Below are 14,537 nucleotides of genomic sequence, written 5' to 3'. Positions count from 1 at the left end.
GCTTAAGGAAACTACAGAACGCTATTCAGGACAAATCGCCGAATTTCAGCCACCATACGACTAAATAGCGTTACTACGTTTCGTTAAATGGGTGAAAGCAGAAAAAAACGCCTACTAAGGATATGACGTTTCGTTAGCTGGATTTTGACCATAAAAAAACCGCCGGAGCTATTCGCTCCAGCGGCGCTTCGCGGCCTTCGGCCCCAGACATAAACTTTACAATCCAAATATAACTTCCCACACCGGCTTTGTGTGACCGCCCGGGTACAGCAAATACAGCAGCACGTAGACAGCAACACCCGTGATCGCCGTGAAAAACCAGATGACCGAAGTGACGCGCCCCCATTTGCGGTGCTTCGCGTACTTTTCCTTAAAGCCGAGCACCAGCGTCGTTAACCCGAACACCGCAGCTACCGTAGCAAGCACGATATGGAAAATCAGGAATACCTGGTAATAAGGCTTCAGGTTATCCGGACCGCCCCATGCGGTATTGCCGATAAACACCGTTCGTGACATATAGATGATAAAAAAGATCAACGCAGCCACGGCAGCCGCGATCATCGTCTTCTTGTGCGCTTCCCGTTTCCCTTTAATGATCAAACGCCAGCCGATCGCGACGAGCACGGCGCTGATGACGATAAATGAGGTGCTGAGCGTCGGGAACAAGGTAAACAAATCCATGACAATCCTCCTGCGTATCATTTCATTTTCAGATCAGGTCTAAACTCCAACTCGTCAGGCAATTGCCCTTCTTCTTCCTCCCGGTTCTCCTGTCTGTACCATTGGAAAAAGACGTAAGCCAGCATCGAAGCAAAAATAATCTCCTGCATGAACTTCATCAGGATTCCCCCGACCTGCTGGTCCACGCGCGTTCCGAGGTAGCCGAAAAACTCAGGCCCGCCGAAACGGCTCAGCAGAAAGGACGTATCGCCCGGGATGCAATACCCCATCGCTTTGGCCCAGACAACCGGGTCGCTGTAGGTTGCGTACAAAGGCTCGGGCGCAAAAATAATCAGCCCGCACGCAGGCGTCAACAGCACCATGTTGAGGAAAATGAAGCCCATTTTCTTCAGGCCTTGCACTTCCCCCTGATCCGGCAGTGGTTTGACCAAGGTCCACCACATCAAAGCGGAAGCAATGAACAAAACCAGATAGTACAGCCGGTGAACACCGAAATGCAGCATTACGTAATCATGTACGACCGGGAGATGATAGATCGAAAACAGCCCGTTGAACACGACCGCCGCCACGATCGGGTGGGTCAGAAACTTCAGGTGGCGCAGCGGGCTTCGCCCCAGAAACGATACGACTTTCGTCCATACCCAGACAGGCAGGCCAAGCATCAACAGCGGCGGAGCGATCAAATAAGACAGCGCCATACTTACCATGTGGAAGCTGAACATCATATGACCCAGCAGCTCTACGGGCCCGCCTTGGGCGAAGTAAAGCACGATCATGCCGAGCACGAACAAGAACTTCTTGCCGCCGGTGACGGGTCGGCCTTGTCCGAACTTATCGTTCAGCGGTCCCGCAATAACCAGGTACCCCGCCGTCAAAAGCAGCATCACCGCAAGAAACAACGGACTCCAAACATCCGCAAATTCAAAATATTCTAATCCGAGCACCTACATCCCTCCCTTCGGCAGGCCATTATTCTGTCAATATTGTGAACTTCCCTTGCAGAGGTGGTTCAAAAAATCATCTTTTGATCAAGAAGGAGTCAGGTTGAGTCTAATCGACATCGAATCTTGAATTCAGACAGCCCTTCCGGTGCTCACATAGGTTTTGCCTTCGCTCCGCTCCACAGTCCCTCCTTCATCCAACCTTCTCGGTGCTGAAAAGCTGACTTTTTGAACTTTTCCTTAAAATAGGAAGAAAGAGGCGGCTTGGTTTCAAGCCCACCTCTTTAATCTTACCACCACATCCAGTATAAAGCTGCAACGATACAGGTTCCTGCGACAAAAAAGCCGCCGGCCATAAAGATAATCGGAATCATATGGCCCTTATCCTTCAAATGCATCCAGTACCCGAGCTGAACGAGGACTTGCAGCACTGCCATCACGAGCAGCAGCAGCACCGTAAACGCGGTATTGACGCCTCCTGCCGCTACCGTCGCAAAAGCGATCAGCGTCAGGAAGATGGAGAAGATAAAAGCAATGACATGTTTCTGCGGTCCCTCATGGCGGTGACGATGCTTCACTACGCCGCCGTTAGAATCGTGATTGGTCATTTGTTACCCTACCACCTTTCCGAGCAGGTAAACTACCGTGAAAATAAATACCCACACGACGTCGATGAAATGCCAGTACATGGCGGATACATAAATTTTCGGAGCCGTCACGACGTTCAACCCTTTTTTGAACAGCTGGCCGATCAGAATGGAAATCCATACAATCCCGAACAATACGTGGGCTCCGTGGAACCCGACCAGCGTATAGAACGCGGAACTGAACGCACTCGTTGTCATGCCGTAATCCTCATGAACAACGTATTCGTAAAATTCGTAGATCTCCAGGCAAAGGAACGCGAGGCCCAGCACCACGGTTATGGCAAGCCAATTAACCAGGGACTTCTTGTTCCCGCGATGCATCGCTTGAATGGCGAATACGCTAGTCAAGCTGCTCAGGAGCAAAATAAACGTTGCAGCCGCCGTCATCGGCAGGCCGAACAACTCGCTGGCGGAAGGGCCGTCGGCCACTTGATTCCGCAGGGTCAGGAAGGTAGCGAACAAGGTGCCGAACAGAACCGACTCGCCCCCCAGGAAAAGCCAGAAGCCAAGCACTTTGTTCCGGCCTTCAAGCGTCGCTTTCTCAGGTTCGTGAGGAAGCTCGCCCGAAGCCTGCTGCGCATGAGGTGTCGTCATGCTTTTACCCCCTTGTCTTTCAATTCGTCAGGCTCAATATGCCAGCCGTGGTCATCATAAAGCGAGCGGACGATCATACAGCCGAACGTGATCACAAGGCCGAGACCCGTTACGATGTAGTTGCTGAACAGGAAGTTCAGCAGGCTGTTGCCGAAATCGTCTTTCGTGAACATAAATCCGAGACCGGCGATGAACAACCCGACGGACATGACAAACGGAAGAATCGTAGGCGACGGCATATGGATCGGTCCAACCGGTTCCGCAGGAGTCATTTCCTTATTGCCGGCCATCTTCTCTTTCCAGAAAGCATCGATGCCGCGTACAAGCGGAGTTTGCTTAAAGTTGTATTCCGGCGGCGGCGAAGGGATCGCCCATTCCAGAGTACGTCCGTCTTCCCAAACGTCGCCTGCCACGCCTTTCGGCTGTTTGAACGTAATCGCGATATTGATCAGGAACACGATCACGCCAACCCCCATCAGGAACGCCCCGATGGTACTGATCAGGTTCAACAAGTCGAAGCCTTGGTTCGGCAAATACGTGAACACGCGGCGCTGCATCCCGATAAGACCGAGGAAATGCTGGACAAAGAAAGTCATATGGAAGCCGATGATGAACGTCCAGAACTCCAGTTTGCCAAGCTTCTCGTTCAGCACGCGTCCGAACATTTTCGGCCACCAGTAATGCAGACCGGCAAACAGGCCGAGCACCAAACCGCCTACGATAACGTAGTGGAAGTGGGCCACGACGAAGTAAGTATCATGGTATTGATAATCCGCAGGAGCAGATGCAAGCATCACCCCGGTCACCCCGCCCATGACGAAGGTCGGAATAAATCCGGCCGCAAACAGGTTTGCCGTCGTAAAACGGATTTGACCGCCCCACATCGTAAACAGCCAGTTGAAAATTTTAATCCCCGTCGGAACGGCAATCAGCATCGTGGCAATGGAGAACAGCGCGTTCGCAACCGGCCCCATTCCCGTAGTAAACATATGGTGCGCCCAAACCATGAAGCCGAGGAAGGCGATCAGGATGGTGGCGAATACCATCGAGCTGTATCCGAACAGACGTTTACGCGAAAACGTACTGACTACCTCGGAGATGACCCCGAATGCCGGCAAAATCAGTATGTAAACCTCAGGGTGTCCGAAGATCCAGAAAATATGCTGCCATAAAACCGGGTTGCCGCCCGCTTCCACATTAAAGAAGTTGGCCCCCAGAATGCGGTCGAATGTCAGCAACACAAGGCCGACCGTAATGGCCGGAAAAGCGAACAAGATCATGGCCGAAGTGACGAAGGTCGTCCAAGTAAACATCGGCATACGCATAAAGGACATGCCGGGAGCGCGCATCGTGATGATTGTGGCCAGGAAGTTAATCCCCCCGATCAGCGTCCCGAGACCGGCGATCTGAAGACCGATCGTGTAGAAGTCCACGCCGTGCGTCATGCTGTAGCTCGACGATGACAGCGGCGTGTAGGAGGTCCAGCCCGCATCCGGGGCTCCTCCCATGATCCAACTCAAGTTAAGCAGCAATCCCCCGAACAAAAACGTCCAGAATCCGAGCGCGTTCAGGAATGGAAACGCCACGTCCCGCGCCCCGATTTGCAGAGGGATCACCGCGTTCATGAGCGCGAAGATAACCGGCATGACGCCGAGGAAAATCATTGTCGTTCCGTGCATCGTAATCAATTCGTTAAATTGTTGCGCCGTGACGAAGTTATTCATCGGCTTGGCAAGCTGGACCCGGATCAGCAGCGCTTCAATGCCGCCGATGCCGAAGAACAAACCGCCGGCTATCAAATACAGGATAGCGATTTTCTTGTGATCGACCGTTGTCAGCCAATCCATCAACCCCTTGTGCCGCTTGACACTATGAGCGTGAGCCAAGGTTTGTACCCCCTTTAGTTTCCTGTTCCATCAATGCCTTCTCCAAAGCAGCCAGAGGCACCAAAATCAATACGATAGTTTGTAGTCCGCCAAATACTGGGCGATGGCGTCGATTTCCTCATCCGACAATCCAAGGTCTTCTTTCGGTTTCGGCATTTTGTTGCCCGGTTTGACTTTCTGCGGGTCTGTCAACCACTCGACCAGGTTGTCCTTCACCGGCTTGGAGCCTTCATAATGCCCTTCGCCTTCTTCGTTCAGCAAAATGCTGGCGACCGTTTCCCGGCTGCCCATTCCCGTCAAATTCGGGCCGACCGCGATACCTTGATCTCCCACCGCGTGGCAAGTCAGACATTGGTTCTTGAACACTTCGGCGACCGCCGGATCCTCAGGCAGTACGGCCGGCGCCTTCATCGATTCAACCCATTGCTTAAAGTCCTCGTCACTGACGGATTTCACCTTGAACTCCATGAGAGCATGGGACGGTCCGCAAAGCTCCGCGCACTTTCCGAGATACACGCCGTCCTTCTTCGATTCGAGCCACATTTTGTTGATGGTTCCGTCCGTGTTGGTGTCGGTTTTACCGGCAAGCGAAGGTACCCAGAAGGAGTGGAGAACGTCCGCCGTTTTCAATTCAAGAGCGATTTTTTTCCCTGTGGGAATAATCAAATCCTGAGCCGTCGTAACTCCGTAATCCGGATAGTTGAACTCCCACCAGAATAAATGGGAAGTTACCTTTACTTTCACGGCATTTTTGTCGCCGGAGTAATCTTCTCCATACGCAAATATTTTCTGAACGGTTACCGCACCAAGAATCAGAACGAGTACGAGCGGAATAGCCGTCCAGATAACCTCCAGCTTGAAGTTGCCTTCCACCTGCTTCGGAACTTCCTTTTGTCCCGGCTTCCGGCGGAATTTAATCCATACATAAGCCGCAATCCCGAACACGATGAGCATGACGACCACCATGATCGTAATCGATAGTTTAATCAAGCCCAACTGCCCCTCGGCTACCGTCCCCTGCGGTCTGAGCACAGACAAATCCTCGCGGCCGCATGCGGACAAAAGAAGCGCCAGCCCCGCAAGCATAGGTGCGAGCCGCTTTACAGCCTTCCACGGTTTCATCATTGATCTACCCCACTTTTTCCGTTTTCTTCCGGTTATGTACAGGCATTTGGTATATCCAGTTCAAAAACTACCTGCCCTAGCACGGAAACTGCCTTCCTGTCAATTACAACAATCACCTATTAAATATATGATTGAACCCCTGTTTTGTCAATGATTCAAGGCAAGTTCACAAATTGTTCAAAAAGCCGCGAAGGCCCGCCACGAAAGGGTTTGCGAACGTTTTCACCATTGGATTACCCCTCCGCCGATGTCCTGAACCGGGGTTTCGGCCTGTGCCTTCCGGCAAAATCCGCCTTTCATTCATTTTTGACATTTCCTCAAACTTTATGATTAAAATCAAAAAAAAAGAGAGCCTACGCTCTCTTATTGGGCTGTAAGAATTACAGGACCGTCTTCCAGAATTGCCAAAGTATGTTCGTAATGCGCCCCCAGGCTGCCGTCAGCGGACCGGATGGTCCACCCGTCGTCGTCCCAATGCACCGCCCCGGTCTCGCCGAGCGTAAAGATCGGCTCGATGGTGATCACCATGCCCGGCTGTAATTTGACGCCCGATCTGGGCCGTCCGAAATTCGGAACATCGGGCGGTTCATGCATCCGTCGCCCGATTCCATGGCCGATGAGCGGCTTCACGATACCGATCCCCGCCTCCTGGGCTACTCGCTGAACGGCATATCCAATGTCGCCGACCCGGTTTCCCGGGATGGCTTGCGCAATCCCCGCGTAAAGCGCCTTTTCTGTAGTCTGCAGCAGTCGCTCCGCGTTGGGACCGACCTCCCCGACCCTGTATGACCATGCGGAATCCGCCAGCCATCCTTTTTTGTTCACCACCATATCAATCGTTACGATATCGCCATTCCGCAGCTCCTGGTTACCAGGAAACCCGTGGCATACGACTTCATTGATTGAGGCACAGGTGGCGTACGGAAACCCGCGATAGCCTTTTTGCTCGGGAGTGGCCCCTTTTTTGGCAAGAAACGATTCCACGAACCCGTCGATTTCCGCTGTGGTAATCCCGGGCGCGATCAACTTCGCGATCTCTCTGTGGCAATCGGCTAAGATCTCTCCGGCTTCCCGGATCCGGGCAATTTCCTCTTTTGTTTTCAGACTGACTTTCAAATTCAGGAACTCCTTTCAAGAAACGCTGTTCATCTTGATGTATTAGTTCATCAATGATGTATTATATGTAGCTTTTAATGAAAAAACGCCCCGGCTTTCGCCGGGACGGTAATTACCGTGGTTATCGGTTTCCTACCTTATAAACGCACATTCAGGAAACGGATGAATCCAGTTTGCCCATTTCCATTTCCACAAGATGAGTCAATTCTTCTTCATATCCCCCTGTGATCCGGTACTTGCGGACGTATTCCTTTACGAATTTCTTAGGATCTTTCGGCTTGAAGATCCTCGTCATTTCCCGCAAACTTTCCTTGACCTCGTTATGACCTTTCGTTGCCATACCAAATTCCCTCCCAGAACGATTCTAGTTCAGTGCTTCGATCTTGAGAATGCCAAGTAAGCATGAGCTCATAGGCTAGCACCGGGGTGTTCCTTTATGATCGGCTCATGACACTATCATACCCGCACAAGCTTCCCGATGAATCATTGCACGGTTGGTAAGCAGCGTCCTGCATAAGCCGGTCTCGGTGAATCACATGTGGAAAAGACATCTGTCTCCCATATTGTAACATATTCAGCTTTCAGTTACAGCTTTCTTCCGAAAGCCCAATTCCTTCCTTTGTCCTACAACGGCCTAATCCATTTTTGAATCCGCGCTTTCATGGTTAAAATACTTGTGCTTGCTGTTCATTCCTTCATGTTTTAATCCACCGTTAATCATGCTGCGGTAAGATGACCAGGAGGACAATATGAAAAGAATTTTTCCCGCCGCTAACGGTATTTATTCCTTTTCGGCAGCCGACGAAGCCATTCGCGCCCATTATCCGAAAATGCGGAGCATGCTTATCGCCCGGGGAGGAACAATATTATCGGAACATTATTACGGCGGTTGCGGCCCATCATCCTTGCATGATCTGCGGTCGGCCACAAAAAGCGTGCTCTCCATCCTGCTTGGTATAGCCGCCGCCCAAAACGCATTACCGGAACTCGATGAGCCTGTCTGGGATAGCGTCAGGGAATATGCCCCAAAACGTCCGGATCCGGCCTGGTCCGAACTGACGATGAGAGAACTGCTTACGATGACGAGCGGACTGTATTGGCAGACCGGCGCGAAGCTGGGAGAACGGTTTATCGGCCGTTTGCACCGCAGCCGGAAATGGGCGGATTTCATTCTCAGGCTCCCCGTAGTAGAGGAGCAACGCGGATCTTTTGTTTATTGCAGCGCCGGCTCCCATTTGCTTTCGGTCTTGCTTACGAAATGGACGGGAATGAACGCGTCGGAATTCGCCTCAACGTATTTGTTTCAGCCGCTCGGAATGTCCGGTTATCGCTGGGATTCCAGTCCTGAGGGGCACTCCGCGGGACATATCGGCCTTTATTTAACTTCGCGGGATATGTTGAAGCTCGGCTTGTTATGCCTGCAAAAGGGCCGATGGGAAGGGGAGGTTCTGGTCTGTCCCGAGTGGCTGGAGAAATCGATGTCTCCTCATTGCGCCCCCTTCGGGAGCTATGGCCAGTACGGCTTTCACTGGTGGAGCGCAAATTATCGCGGGCTACGTTACTGCTATGCTCACGGACACGGTGGACAACAAATCCACGTTATTCCCGAGCTGGATGCAGTCGTTGTGTTTACGGGAGAGAGCAAGGTCAAACGGTTTAAAAATCCGAAGGCGCTTCTGGAGAACATCATCATACCGGGGCTTCAAAATACTTGAAAGGGAGGGATCGAGTTTGACTTCCACATCTCCTAAAATCATGATTTTGTATGCGAGCTACGGCGACGGCCATTACCGGGCATCCAAGGCAATTGAAGCCAGCTTTCACAGCAGGGGGATCCGGGATGTCGTTCTGCTGGATTTGATGGCGGAGGCCCACCCGTTATTGAACGAATTAACCAAGATCGTCTATCTTCACAGTTTTTCGATCCTGCCTTCGCTCTACGGCTGGGTGTACAATGCCACCCGTAAGCTGCCCCCCGGCGCTTCCTTCTTTCGGCTGATCAATTCCTTCGGCTCGGGGAAACTGAAGCAATCGCTCGCCAGCTATGAGCCGGATCTCATTATTCATACGTTTCCGCAGCTGCTTTTGCCGGAAATGAACAAGAAGACCTCCCTCTCTCTGCCGCTTGTCAACGTGATGACCGATTTCGATATTCATGCGAGATGGATTCATCCCCGAGTCGACCGTTATTATGTGGCTACCGAACAGTTGAAGGAGGAAATGACGCGCAGAGGAGTCCCCCAGGAACGAATCATGGTCAGCGGAATTCCGTTACGCCCGGATTTTGGGCTTGAACGCATATCCCAGGCGCCCTCATTCTTGGACAAACTCGATCCTGCAAAAAAAACGGTGATGCTGATGGCCGGCGCTTACGGCGTCATGCAGGGAATTCGTGAAGTTTGCGAAGCGCTTCTCCATGGAAACTCCTATCAAATTCTTGCCGTCTGCGGGCGTAATCGGGAATTGTATCAAGGTCTTTCGGACGCTTTCGGCAGTCATCCGGATTTCCATCTCTTCGGCTTCGTTCAGGAGGTCGCTCCGATGATGCATGCCAGCGATTGCATCATTACCAAACCCGGAGGAATCACGTTATCCGAAGCGCTGGCATGCAGCTTGCCCCTGTTTCTGTACCGGCCTGTACCCGGCCAGGAGCTGAACAATGCCCGTTATTTGCAATCCGAGGGCATCGCGGTCATTAGCCATAATGCCGATCGTCTGCGCGCGGAGGTCGACGACCTGCTTTTCGATCAAGACCGCTTGTCCGGCGTTAAGGAGAAAATGAAAAGCCTCCGCAAGCCTGAGGCCGCAGAGGCGATCGTAAACGATATCTTGGAACAATGGTTTCGGCAGGATGCCGTGAAAGCCGCACCCGGCCAAATCGGTTCTGCCTTCCAAAGGCTCGTCATACATTGAGGATATAAGCAGGTTATCCTTCAATCGGAAGGCAGGTGCTCGCCGTTGTCCCCATTCAAATCTTCAACCGGTTTATACGAAAATGTTGCCGCATTTCTTTGTTATCTGTTCGCCTTCGTCGGAGGCGTCGTGTTTCTGGTGCTGGAGCGCAGAAGCCGGTTCGTCCTTTTTCATGCCTTGCAATCCGTCATTCTGTTTGCCGGCTTAATGGTCTTTCATGCCCTCGCGGGATTTTTGCCCATTATCGGCGTCGTCGTGAGCCTTCTGCTCTCCTTGCTTGGCGTCGTTCTCTGGATCGTGCTCATGGCGGCCTCACTCCAAGGCCGTTGGCTCAAACTGCCCTGGATTGGAGAACTGGCGGAAAGACAGCTGAACCGCATGTGATTAAAAATCGAAAAGACTACTGCACCTCTGGAGCCGGTTTCCGTTTGCCGCCTTGAAGTCCGTTAAACAGCAGGTTCATCACGATAGCGGTCACGCTACCGGCCACAATGCCGTTATCGACCAGAATGCGCAACCAGGAAGGCAGGGCGTCGAAAATTTGGGGCACTACCGAAACGCCGAGTCCCATACCTACCGAGCAAGCAATGATAAGCAGGTTTTCATGCCGGTTCAAATCGACCTGGTCGCCAAGCATCCGAATCCCTGAGGACAACACCAGTCCGAACAAGGCAATCATCGCCCCGCCGAGTACCGAAGTCGGCACGAGTTGGGTCAAAGCGGCGATTTTCGGAACGAATCCGATCAGGATCAGAAGGCCGCCCGCCACCACGATGACATCGCGGGTTTTGACCCTGCTCATTTGCACAAGGCCCACGTTTTGCGAATAAGTCGTATACGGGAAGGAGTTAAACACGCCGCCGAGCATGATCGCCAACCCTTCGGCACGGTACCCGCGGGTAAGGTCCTTGGAATCGATGTCTTTGTCCACGATCTTGCCGAGCGCCATAAATACGCCTGTTGACTCGGCTACGCTGACGATCGAAACAAGAATCATCGTCAGAATGGCCGAAGCATGGAAGGTAGGAACGCCAAAATAAAACGGCTCTATCATATGGAACCAGCTCGCTTCTTTAAACGGCGTCAAGTCGACCTTCCCCATCATTGCCGCCGCCAGCGTTCCCGCAATCAATCCGAGCAGCACGGAAATGGATTGCAAAAAACCTCTGGCAAAGCGGTTCATCAAAATGACGAACAAGAGAACGCCGAAGCCGAGCAGCAGGTTGGACGGACTTCCGAATTCCGGACTCGTCGCATCGCCGCCTCCAAGGTCCGTCAACGCCACGGGGATCAAAGTTACCCCGATCACCGTAACAACCGAACCGGTAACGACCGGAGGAAACAAGGCGATGAGTTTGCCGAACAATCCGGAAAACAGGAAGACGAACAATCCGGAAGCGATGATCGCCCCGTAAATGGCCGTTACTCCCATCCCCTCCGCTCCGCCGATGGCAATCATCGGGGATACGGCCTGGAATGCGCAACCCAGCATCACCGGCAGCCCGATCCCGAAAAAGCGGTTGCCCCATACCTGCAGCAATGTGGCGACACCGCAGGCCAAAAGGTCAATCGAAATCAAATAGGTCAAATCCTGATGGGACAGGTTTAACGCTCCGCCCACGATCAACGGAACGATGACCGCGCCGGCGTACATGGCCAGTACGTGCTGAATCCCCAGCGACAGCGTTTTGAACGGATGCCGGTTTCTTTGAAAGATACGTTCGCGTTCCATTTGAATTAGAGCTCCTCCCCATGAACATCATGAACGAAACTGATGGTTCCGTTCTCCAGCGATGCGATCCGGACTAAGGAATCAACGCGATATCCCGCTTCCTGCAGCAAGCTTGCGCCTGGCTGGAACGACTTTTCGATCACGATGCCGATGCCCGCAACCTTCGCTCCGACTTGCTCCACGATCCGGGCCAGTCCAAAGGCTGCTTCTCCGTTCGCCAAAAAGTCATCAATGATCAGTACCCGGTCTTCCGGAAACAGGAACTTTTTGGAGACCGTAATTTCATTGGTTTCCCTTTTGGTGAAAGAATACACCTTTTCCACAAGAATATCGTCTTTAAGGGTCAGCGATTTATGCTTTCTGGCGAATATCATCGGTACGCCAAGTTCCAATGACGTCATGATGGCCGGAGCGATTCCGGACGACTCGATCGTCAATACCTTCGTTATCCCCTCTCCCGCATATCTGCGGGCGAATTCGGCTCCAACCTCCTTCATTAGCACCGGGTCCATCTGGTGATTCAAAAACGAATCCACCTTCAATACATTGTCTCCCAAAACGATGCCTTCACTCATGACCTTATCGCGCAACAGTTTCATCTGGCTCTCTCCTTTGTGTCTTTTTCATATGCAATGCAAAAAAAACAGCCCAATTCCCGGCCGGGAAACGGACTGATAAAGGCAAAAAACCAGGGTACCAAAGCTTCAGGGGCCTATTTGCCTGCGATTGCTTCTCCCCGATTCAAGCCGCCGTAACCATGGTTTCACCCCGTAGTCCGATCATTTCCGGTGATCGGGTAGAGACATGCAGGCCGATCCCTGCACATATACGAGAACGATATTCATGGAACTACAAAAAAAATGTCGAATTACATACAATGTTAGAAGTATAACGCAAAGGGGCCAGAGAAATAAAGAGGAAATTTCTTATATAGGTCTGGATGGGCCGGGCAGTAAATTGTTCAGTAACGAGTGGAGCTCCGAGTCCTCTTTGTAGCTCTTTTCTCCCGTATCCAGGCGCCGAATTCGAATTTGGCTGTAATCCGCTCCCGGTTCAACCGGTTTAAACACCAGATTATCGCGGTCTTCGAGCCGCAGCTTATACCCCATCTCTTCAAACATCTTCAAATAGTCCTCTTCCTTCGGAAGCTCTCCTTCCTTCAAAAAGATCAGCCCTCTTAACTCCTTCGTCTCCTGCGGGTGTTGAACTTCAAAATGAACGATGCATTCCATCTGTTATGCCGCTCCTTTCCAATTGTGACGGTTTTTCATAGGCAAGATGCCGATATAGTCATCGTTCCCCCGGCCGCATGAACTCATCCGGAGGGGACCAATAACGGAACCGGCACGGTTCAGAGCTCGCTCTGACCATGCCGGACGGTAAAGCGCCTACTATTACTTACGGATCATCTTTCAGATCGCGCGGCGCCGTTTATTACGTTTTGGTGAATTATTAAAAAACTCGCTTAAAAGAGCATGTTCATACCTTCAGTTTTTCAAATCCGGCCTTAAATTTGCTCCGAGCCGCAATGCGGGCACCATTTCGTCCCTTTTACCAGCTCGGTCGAGCAAATTTGGCATGTTACCGTAGGGACGCCTGCCTCCAACGAGGAAGAAATCTGCTGCTTGGGCTGCACATTATCCTTCCAGGTGCGGATGCGGCGGTCGAGTTCCTCTTGGCGTCTCCGCTCCCGCTCAAGTTCGGCTTGTCGGCGGGCCTCCTGCTCCGCGTCCATTTGGCGCAGTTCTTCAAGCTCCGGGTCCGCAGCCTGCTCCTTCAGTTCCTTCGGCTCTTTCGGCTCCCTGTAAATGATCGTGTCATCCGTCAGAGGACCGGTAAATTTGGCGAGCGGGTCAGGCAGCTTTCGAGATTCAACGGCGATCGCCGGATCTTCGTCGTCTTTCCGGACAGGCCGAGCCTCCTTGGATTTGGTCAGCTTATGGCCGCAGTACTGGCAAAACAGCGCATCCTCCGCTACCGCCTTGCCGCAAGAAACGCACAAGCGCTCGTTTTTCAACTCCGCAATTTTGGCACGGACCTCACTCCGTTCCTCGGACAGCAGGTCGCAGGTTTTGGCGAGCTCCAGCATTTCCTTCTCCGCGTTGGACATATCCTTCCGGGTATACCCTTCGTAGAATACTTCGCCCATTCTTTGAAAATACAGGTCCATCTCGCGTTCAATATTCGCAATTTGCGTGTTCAGGCGTCCGATCTCCACGGCGTTTTGCGCGCGGTCGGTCACTTTCCCGGCACCGTCTTTAATTCGCTGGAAAAAATTCATGACTGTTCCTCCCATTCGTCGGCTTCCCGGCTTGAACTATCCGAGGGAAGCTTCTGACTCTACTAAAGATCGTTCAATAACATTAAAAATGCCCGAACCTCTTATTATGAATATGAGATTCCAGATGTAATCATACCAGATTCGGGCACCGAGTGAAAACCGGCCCTGGTTCACGGTCCCGATCAGGGTGTAAAAAAGAGTAGAATTGATCGTTGTATGAAGAGGAGGGATGGCAAGTGGCTTCCGGAAAGACCCCTTACTATGTATCCGTAACGCACCGGCTCATTCAAGAGGTTCCCGGCGATTCTTCCGAATTCCAGGTATTCCTCGACGAGGAGGAACTGGAGCAGCTCCGGGACAAAATCGCGAAATTATCCAAAAAAGACGAATACACGTTCAGACGCGCCCCGGTTCCGTATAAATCGGCAGACCACGACGAGGCGCCGGATCAGTTCGACCGCAGCCTGATCGATCTGTACGTGATGCTGTACCGGACCGGCAGCGAACGCACCCGCAACTCGATCATGGAGACGGGCATCCTCGACAATCTGGCCAATACCGATTATCACCATCCGGGATATAACGGGGGCTCGCCGTTAAACAAATGAAAAAGCCGCGCAT

The 14,537-nt window shown here is 52.2% G+C and carries 16 protein-coding genes and 1 riboswitch; of the genes, 4 read left to right on the top strand and 12 right to left on the bottom strand.

The window, feature by feature from the left end; translation table 11 throughout:
* Nucleotides 1–216: 216 nt before the first annotated feature.
* The 8 genes from ACSFXJ_RS03455 to ACSFXJ_RS03420 all read right to left on the bottom strand — a co-directional run bounded on the left by ACSFXJ_RS03455 (nt 217) and on the right by ACSFXJ_RS03420 (nt 7,330).
* On the bottom strand, nt 217–681 hold the full coding sequence (locus ACSFXJ_RS03455) for a DUF420 domain-containing protein (protein WP_435923829.1): 465 nt from the start codon (nt 679–681) through the stop codon (nt 217–219).
* A gap of 17 nt (nt 682–698) precedes the next feature.
* Nucleotides 699–1,625, bottom strand: coding sequence for a cytochrome c oxidase assembly factor CtaG (gene ctaG / locus ACSFXJ_RS03450; RefSeq protein ID WP_435923828.1), 927 nt, complete (start codon nt 1,623–1,625; stop codon nt 699–701).
* A gap of 287 nt (nt 1,626–1,912) precedes the next feature.
* Entirely contained in the window at nt 1,913–2,230 is a 318-nt protein-coding gene (locus tag ACSFXJ_RS03445) for a cytochrome C oxidase subunit IV family protein (protein WP_435923827.1), read from the bottom strand.
* A 3-nt stretch (nt 2,231–2,233) separates the two neighbouring features.
* Nucleotides 2,234–2,863 (bottom strand): cytochrome (ubi)quinol oxidase subunit III, encoded by a 630-nt coding sequence (locus tag ACSFXJ_RS03440; RefSeq protein WP_435923826.1) that lies wholly within the window; start codon nt 2,861–2,863, stop codon nt 2,234–2,236.
* Entirely contained in the window at nt 2,860–4,710 is a 1,851-nt protein-coding gene (gene ctaD, locus ACSFXJ_RS03435; RefSeq protein ID WP_435925668.1) for a cytochrome c oxidase subunit I, read from the bottom strand. The genes ACSFXJ_RS03440 and ctaD overlap by 4 nt, the downstream gene beginning before the upstream one ends.
* A 105-nt stretch (nt 4,711–4,815) precedes the next feature.
* Entirely contained in the window at nt 4,816–5,874 is a 1,059-nt protein-coding gene (gene coxB, locus ACSFXJ_RS03430; RefSeq protein WP_435923825.1) for a cytochrome c oxidase subunit II, read from the bottom strand.
* A 363-nt stretch (nt 5,875–6,237) separates the two neighbouring features.
* The gene (gene map / locus ACSFXJ_RS03425) at nt 6,238–6,990 is read right to left on the bottom strand and encodes a type I methionyl aminopeptidase (protein ID WP_435923824.1); all 753 of its coding nucleotides are present in this window, start codon (nt 6,988–6,990) and stop codon (nt 6,238–6,240) included.
* A 151-nt stretch (nt 6,991–7,141) separates the two neighbouring features.
* Nucleotides 7,142–7,330, bottom strand: coding sequence for a hypothetical protein (locus tag ACSFXJ_RS03420; protein WP_114498473.1), 189 nt, complete (start codon nt 7,328–7,330; stop codon nt 7,142–7,144).
* Nucleotides 7,331–7,739: 409 nt separating this feature from the next.
* Between ACSFXJ_RS03420 and ACSFXJ_RS03415 the strand changes: the two genes are divergently transcribed.
* The 3 genes from ACSFXJ_RS03415 to ACSFXJ_RS03405 are packed head-to-tail and all read left to right on the top strand — an operon-like array spanning nt 7,740 to nt 10,287.
* Nucleotides 7,740–8,705, top strand: a complete 966-nt coding sequence (locus ACSFXJ_RS03415; RefSeq protein ID WP_435923823.1) for a serine hydrolase domain-containing protein — start codon at nt 7,740–7,742, stop codon at nt 8,703–8,705.
* Nucleotides 8,706–8,721: 16 nt separating this feature from the next.
* The gene (locus ACSFXJ_RS03410; protein ID WP_435923822.1) at nt 8,722–9,903 is read left to right on the top strand and encodes an MGDG synthase family glycosyltransferase; all 1,182 of its coding nucleotides are present in this window, start codon (nt 8,722–8,724) and stop codon (nt 9,901–9,903) included.
* A 45-nt stretch (nt 9,904–9,948) separates the two neighbouring features.
* Nucleotides 9,949–10,287 (top strand): DUF4870 domain-containing protein, encoded by a 339-nt coding sequence (locus ACSFXJ_RS03405; RefSeq protein ID WP_435923821.1) that lies wholly within the window; start codon nt 9,949–9,951, stop codon nt 10,285–10,287.
* A 16-nt stretch (nt 10,288–10,303) separates the two neighbouring features.
* Here ACSFXJ_RS03405 and ACSFXJ_RS03400 read toward each other — a convergent pair whose 3' ends face one another.
* The 4 genes from ACSFXJ_RS03400 to ACSFXJ_RS03385 form a co-directional block, all read right to left on the bottom strand.
* A complete protein-coding gene (locus tag ACSFXJ_RS03400; RefSeq protein ID WP_435923820.1) occupies nt 10,304–11,635 on the bottom strand; it encodes a nucleobase:cation symporter-2 family protein in 1,332 nt (443 codons plus the stop codon).
* A 5-nt stretch (nt 11,636–11,640) separates the two neighbouring features.
* Nucleotides 11,641–12,234: a xanthine phosphoribosyltransferase gene (locus ACSFXJ_RS03395; RefSeq protein WP_435923819.1), complete on the bottom strand. Its 594-nt coding sequence runs from the start codon at nt 12,232–12,234 to the stop codon at nt 11,641–11,643.
* A gap of 152 nt (nt 12,235–12,386) precedes the next feature.
* Nucleotides 12,387–12,487, bottom strand: a riboswitch (purine riboswitch).
* Nucleotides 12,488–12,561: 74 nt separating this feature from the next.
* Nucleotides 12,562–12,867 carry a hypothetical protein gene (locus ACSFXJ_RS03390; protein ID WP_435923818.1) on the bottom strand — a complete coding sequence of 102 codons (306 nt, stop codon included), beginning with the start codon at nt 12,865–12,867 and terminating at the stop codon, nt 12,562–12,564.
* 275 nt (nt 12,868–13,142) lie between these two features.
* Nucleotides 13,143–13,916 (bottom strand): zinc-ribbon domain-containing protein, encoded by a 774-nt coding sequence (locus ACSFXJ_RS03385; RefSeq protein WP_435923817.1) that lies wholly within the window; start codon nt 13,914–13,916, stop codon nt 13,143–13,145.
* A 236-nt stretch (nt 13,917–14,152) separates the two neighbouring features.
* Here ACSFXJ_RS03385 and ACSFXJ_RS03380 point away from each other — a divergent pair, with 236 nt between their 5' ends.
* Entirely contained in the window at nt 14,153–14,524 is a 372-nt protein-coding gene (locus ACSFXJ_RS03380) for a hypothetical protein (protein WP_435923816.1), read from the top strand.
* The last annotated feature ends 13 nt before the right edge of the window (nt 14,525–14,537 follow it).

It is taken from the genome of Paenibacillus salivarius (assembly GCF_051307165.1).
GTDB lineage: Bacteria > Bacillota > Bacilli > Paenibacillales > Paenibacillaceae > Fontibacillus.
This window is presented reverse-complemented; position numbering and strand designations above follow the sequence as displayed.

Excerpts from the sequence above, each read along its gene's own strand:
- ACSFXJ_RS03420 (WP_114498473.1), bottom strand. The coding sequence starts at position 7,330 with ATGGCAACGAAAGGTCATAACGAGGTCAAGGAAAGTTTGCGGGAAATG.
- ctaD (WP_435925668.1), bottom strand. The coding sequence starts at position 4,710 with ATGGATTGGCTGACAACGGTCGATCACAAGAAAATCGCTATCCTGTAT.
- ACSFXJ_RS03440 (WP_435923826.1), bottom strand. The coding sequence starts at position 2,863 with ATGACGACACCTCATGCGCAGCAGGCTTCGGGCGAGCTTCCTCACGAA.
- coxB (WP_435923825.1), bottom strand. The coding sequence starts at position 5,874 with ATGATGAAACCGTGGAAGGCTGTAAAGCGGCTCGCACCTATGCTTGCG.
- ACSFXJ_RS03415 (WP_435923823.1), top strand. The coding sequence starts at position 7,740 with ATGAAAAGAATTTTTCCCGCCGCTAACGGTATTTATTCCTTTTCGGCA.
- ACSFXJ_RS03445 (WP_435923827.1), bottom strand. The coding sequence starts at position 2,230 with ATGACCAATCACGATTCTAACGGCGGCGTAGTGAAGCATCGTCACCGC.
- ACSFXJ_RS03390 (WP_435923818.1), bottom strand. The coding sequence starts at position 12,867 with ATGGAATGCATCGTTCATTTTGAAGTTCAACACCCGCAGGAGACGAAG.
- ACSFXJ_RS03395 (WP_435923819.1), bottom strand. The coding sequence starts at position 12,234 with ATGAAACTGTTGCGCGATAAGGTCATGAGTGAAGGCATCGTTTTGGGA.
- ACSFXJ_RS03455 (WP_435923829.1), bottom strand. The coding sequence starts at position 681 with ATGGATTTGTTTACCTTGTTCCCGACGCTCAGCACCTCATTTATCGTC.
- ACSFXJ_RS03385 (WP_435923817.1), bottom strand. The coding sequence starts at position 13,916 with ATGAATTTTTTCCAGCGAATTAAAGACGGTGCCGGGAAAGTGACCGAC.
- ACSFXJ_RS03400 (WP_435923820.1), bottom strand. The coding sequence starts at position 11,635 with ATGGAACGCGAACGTATCTTTCAAAGAAACCGGCATCCGTTCAAAACG.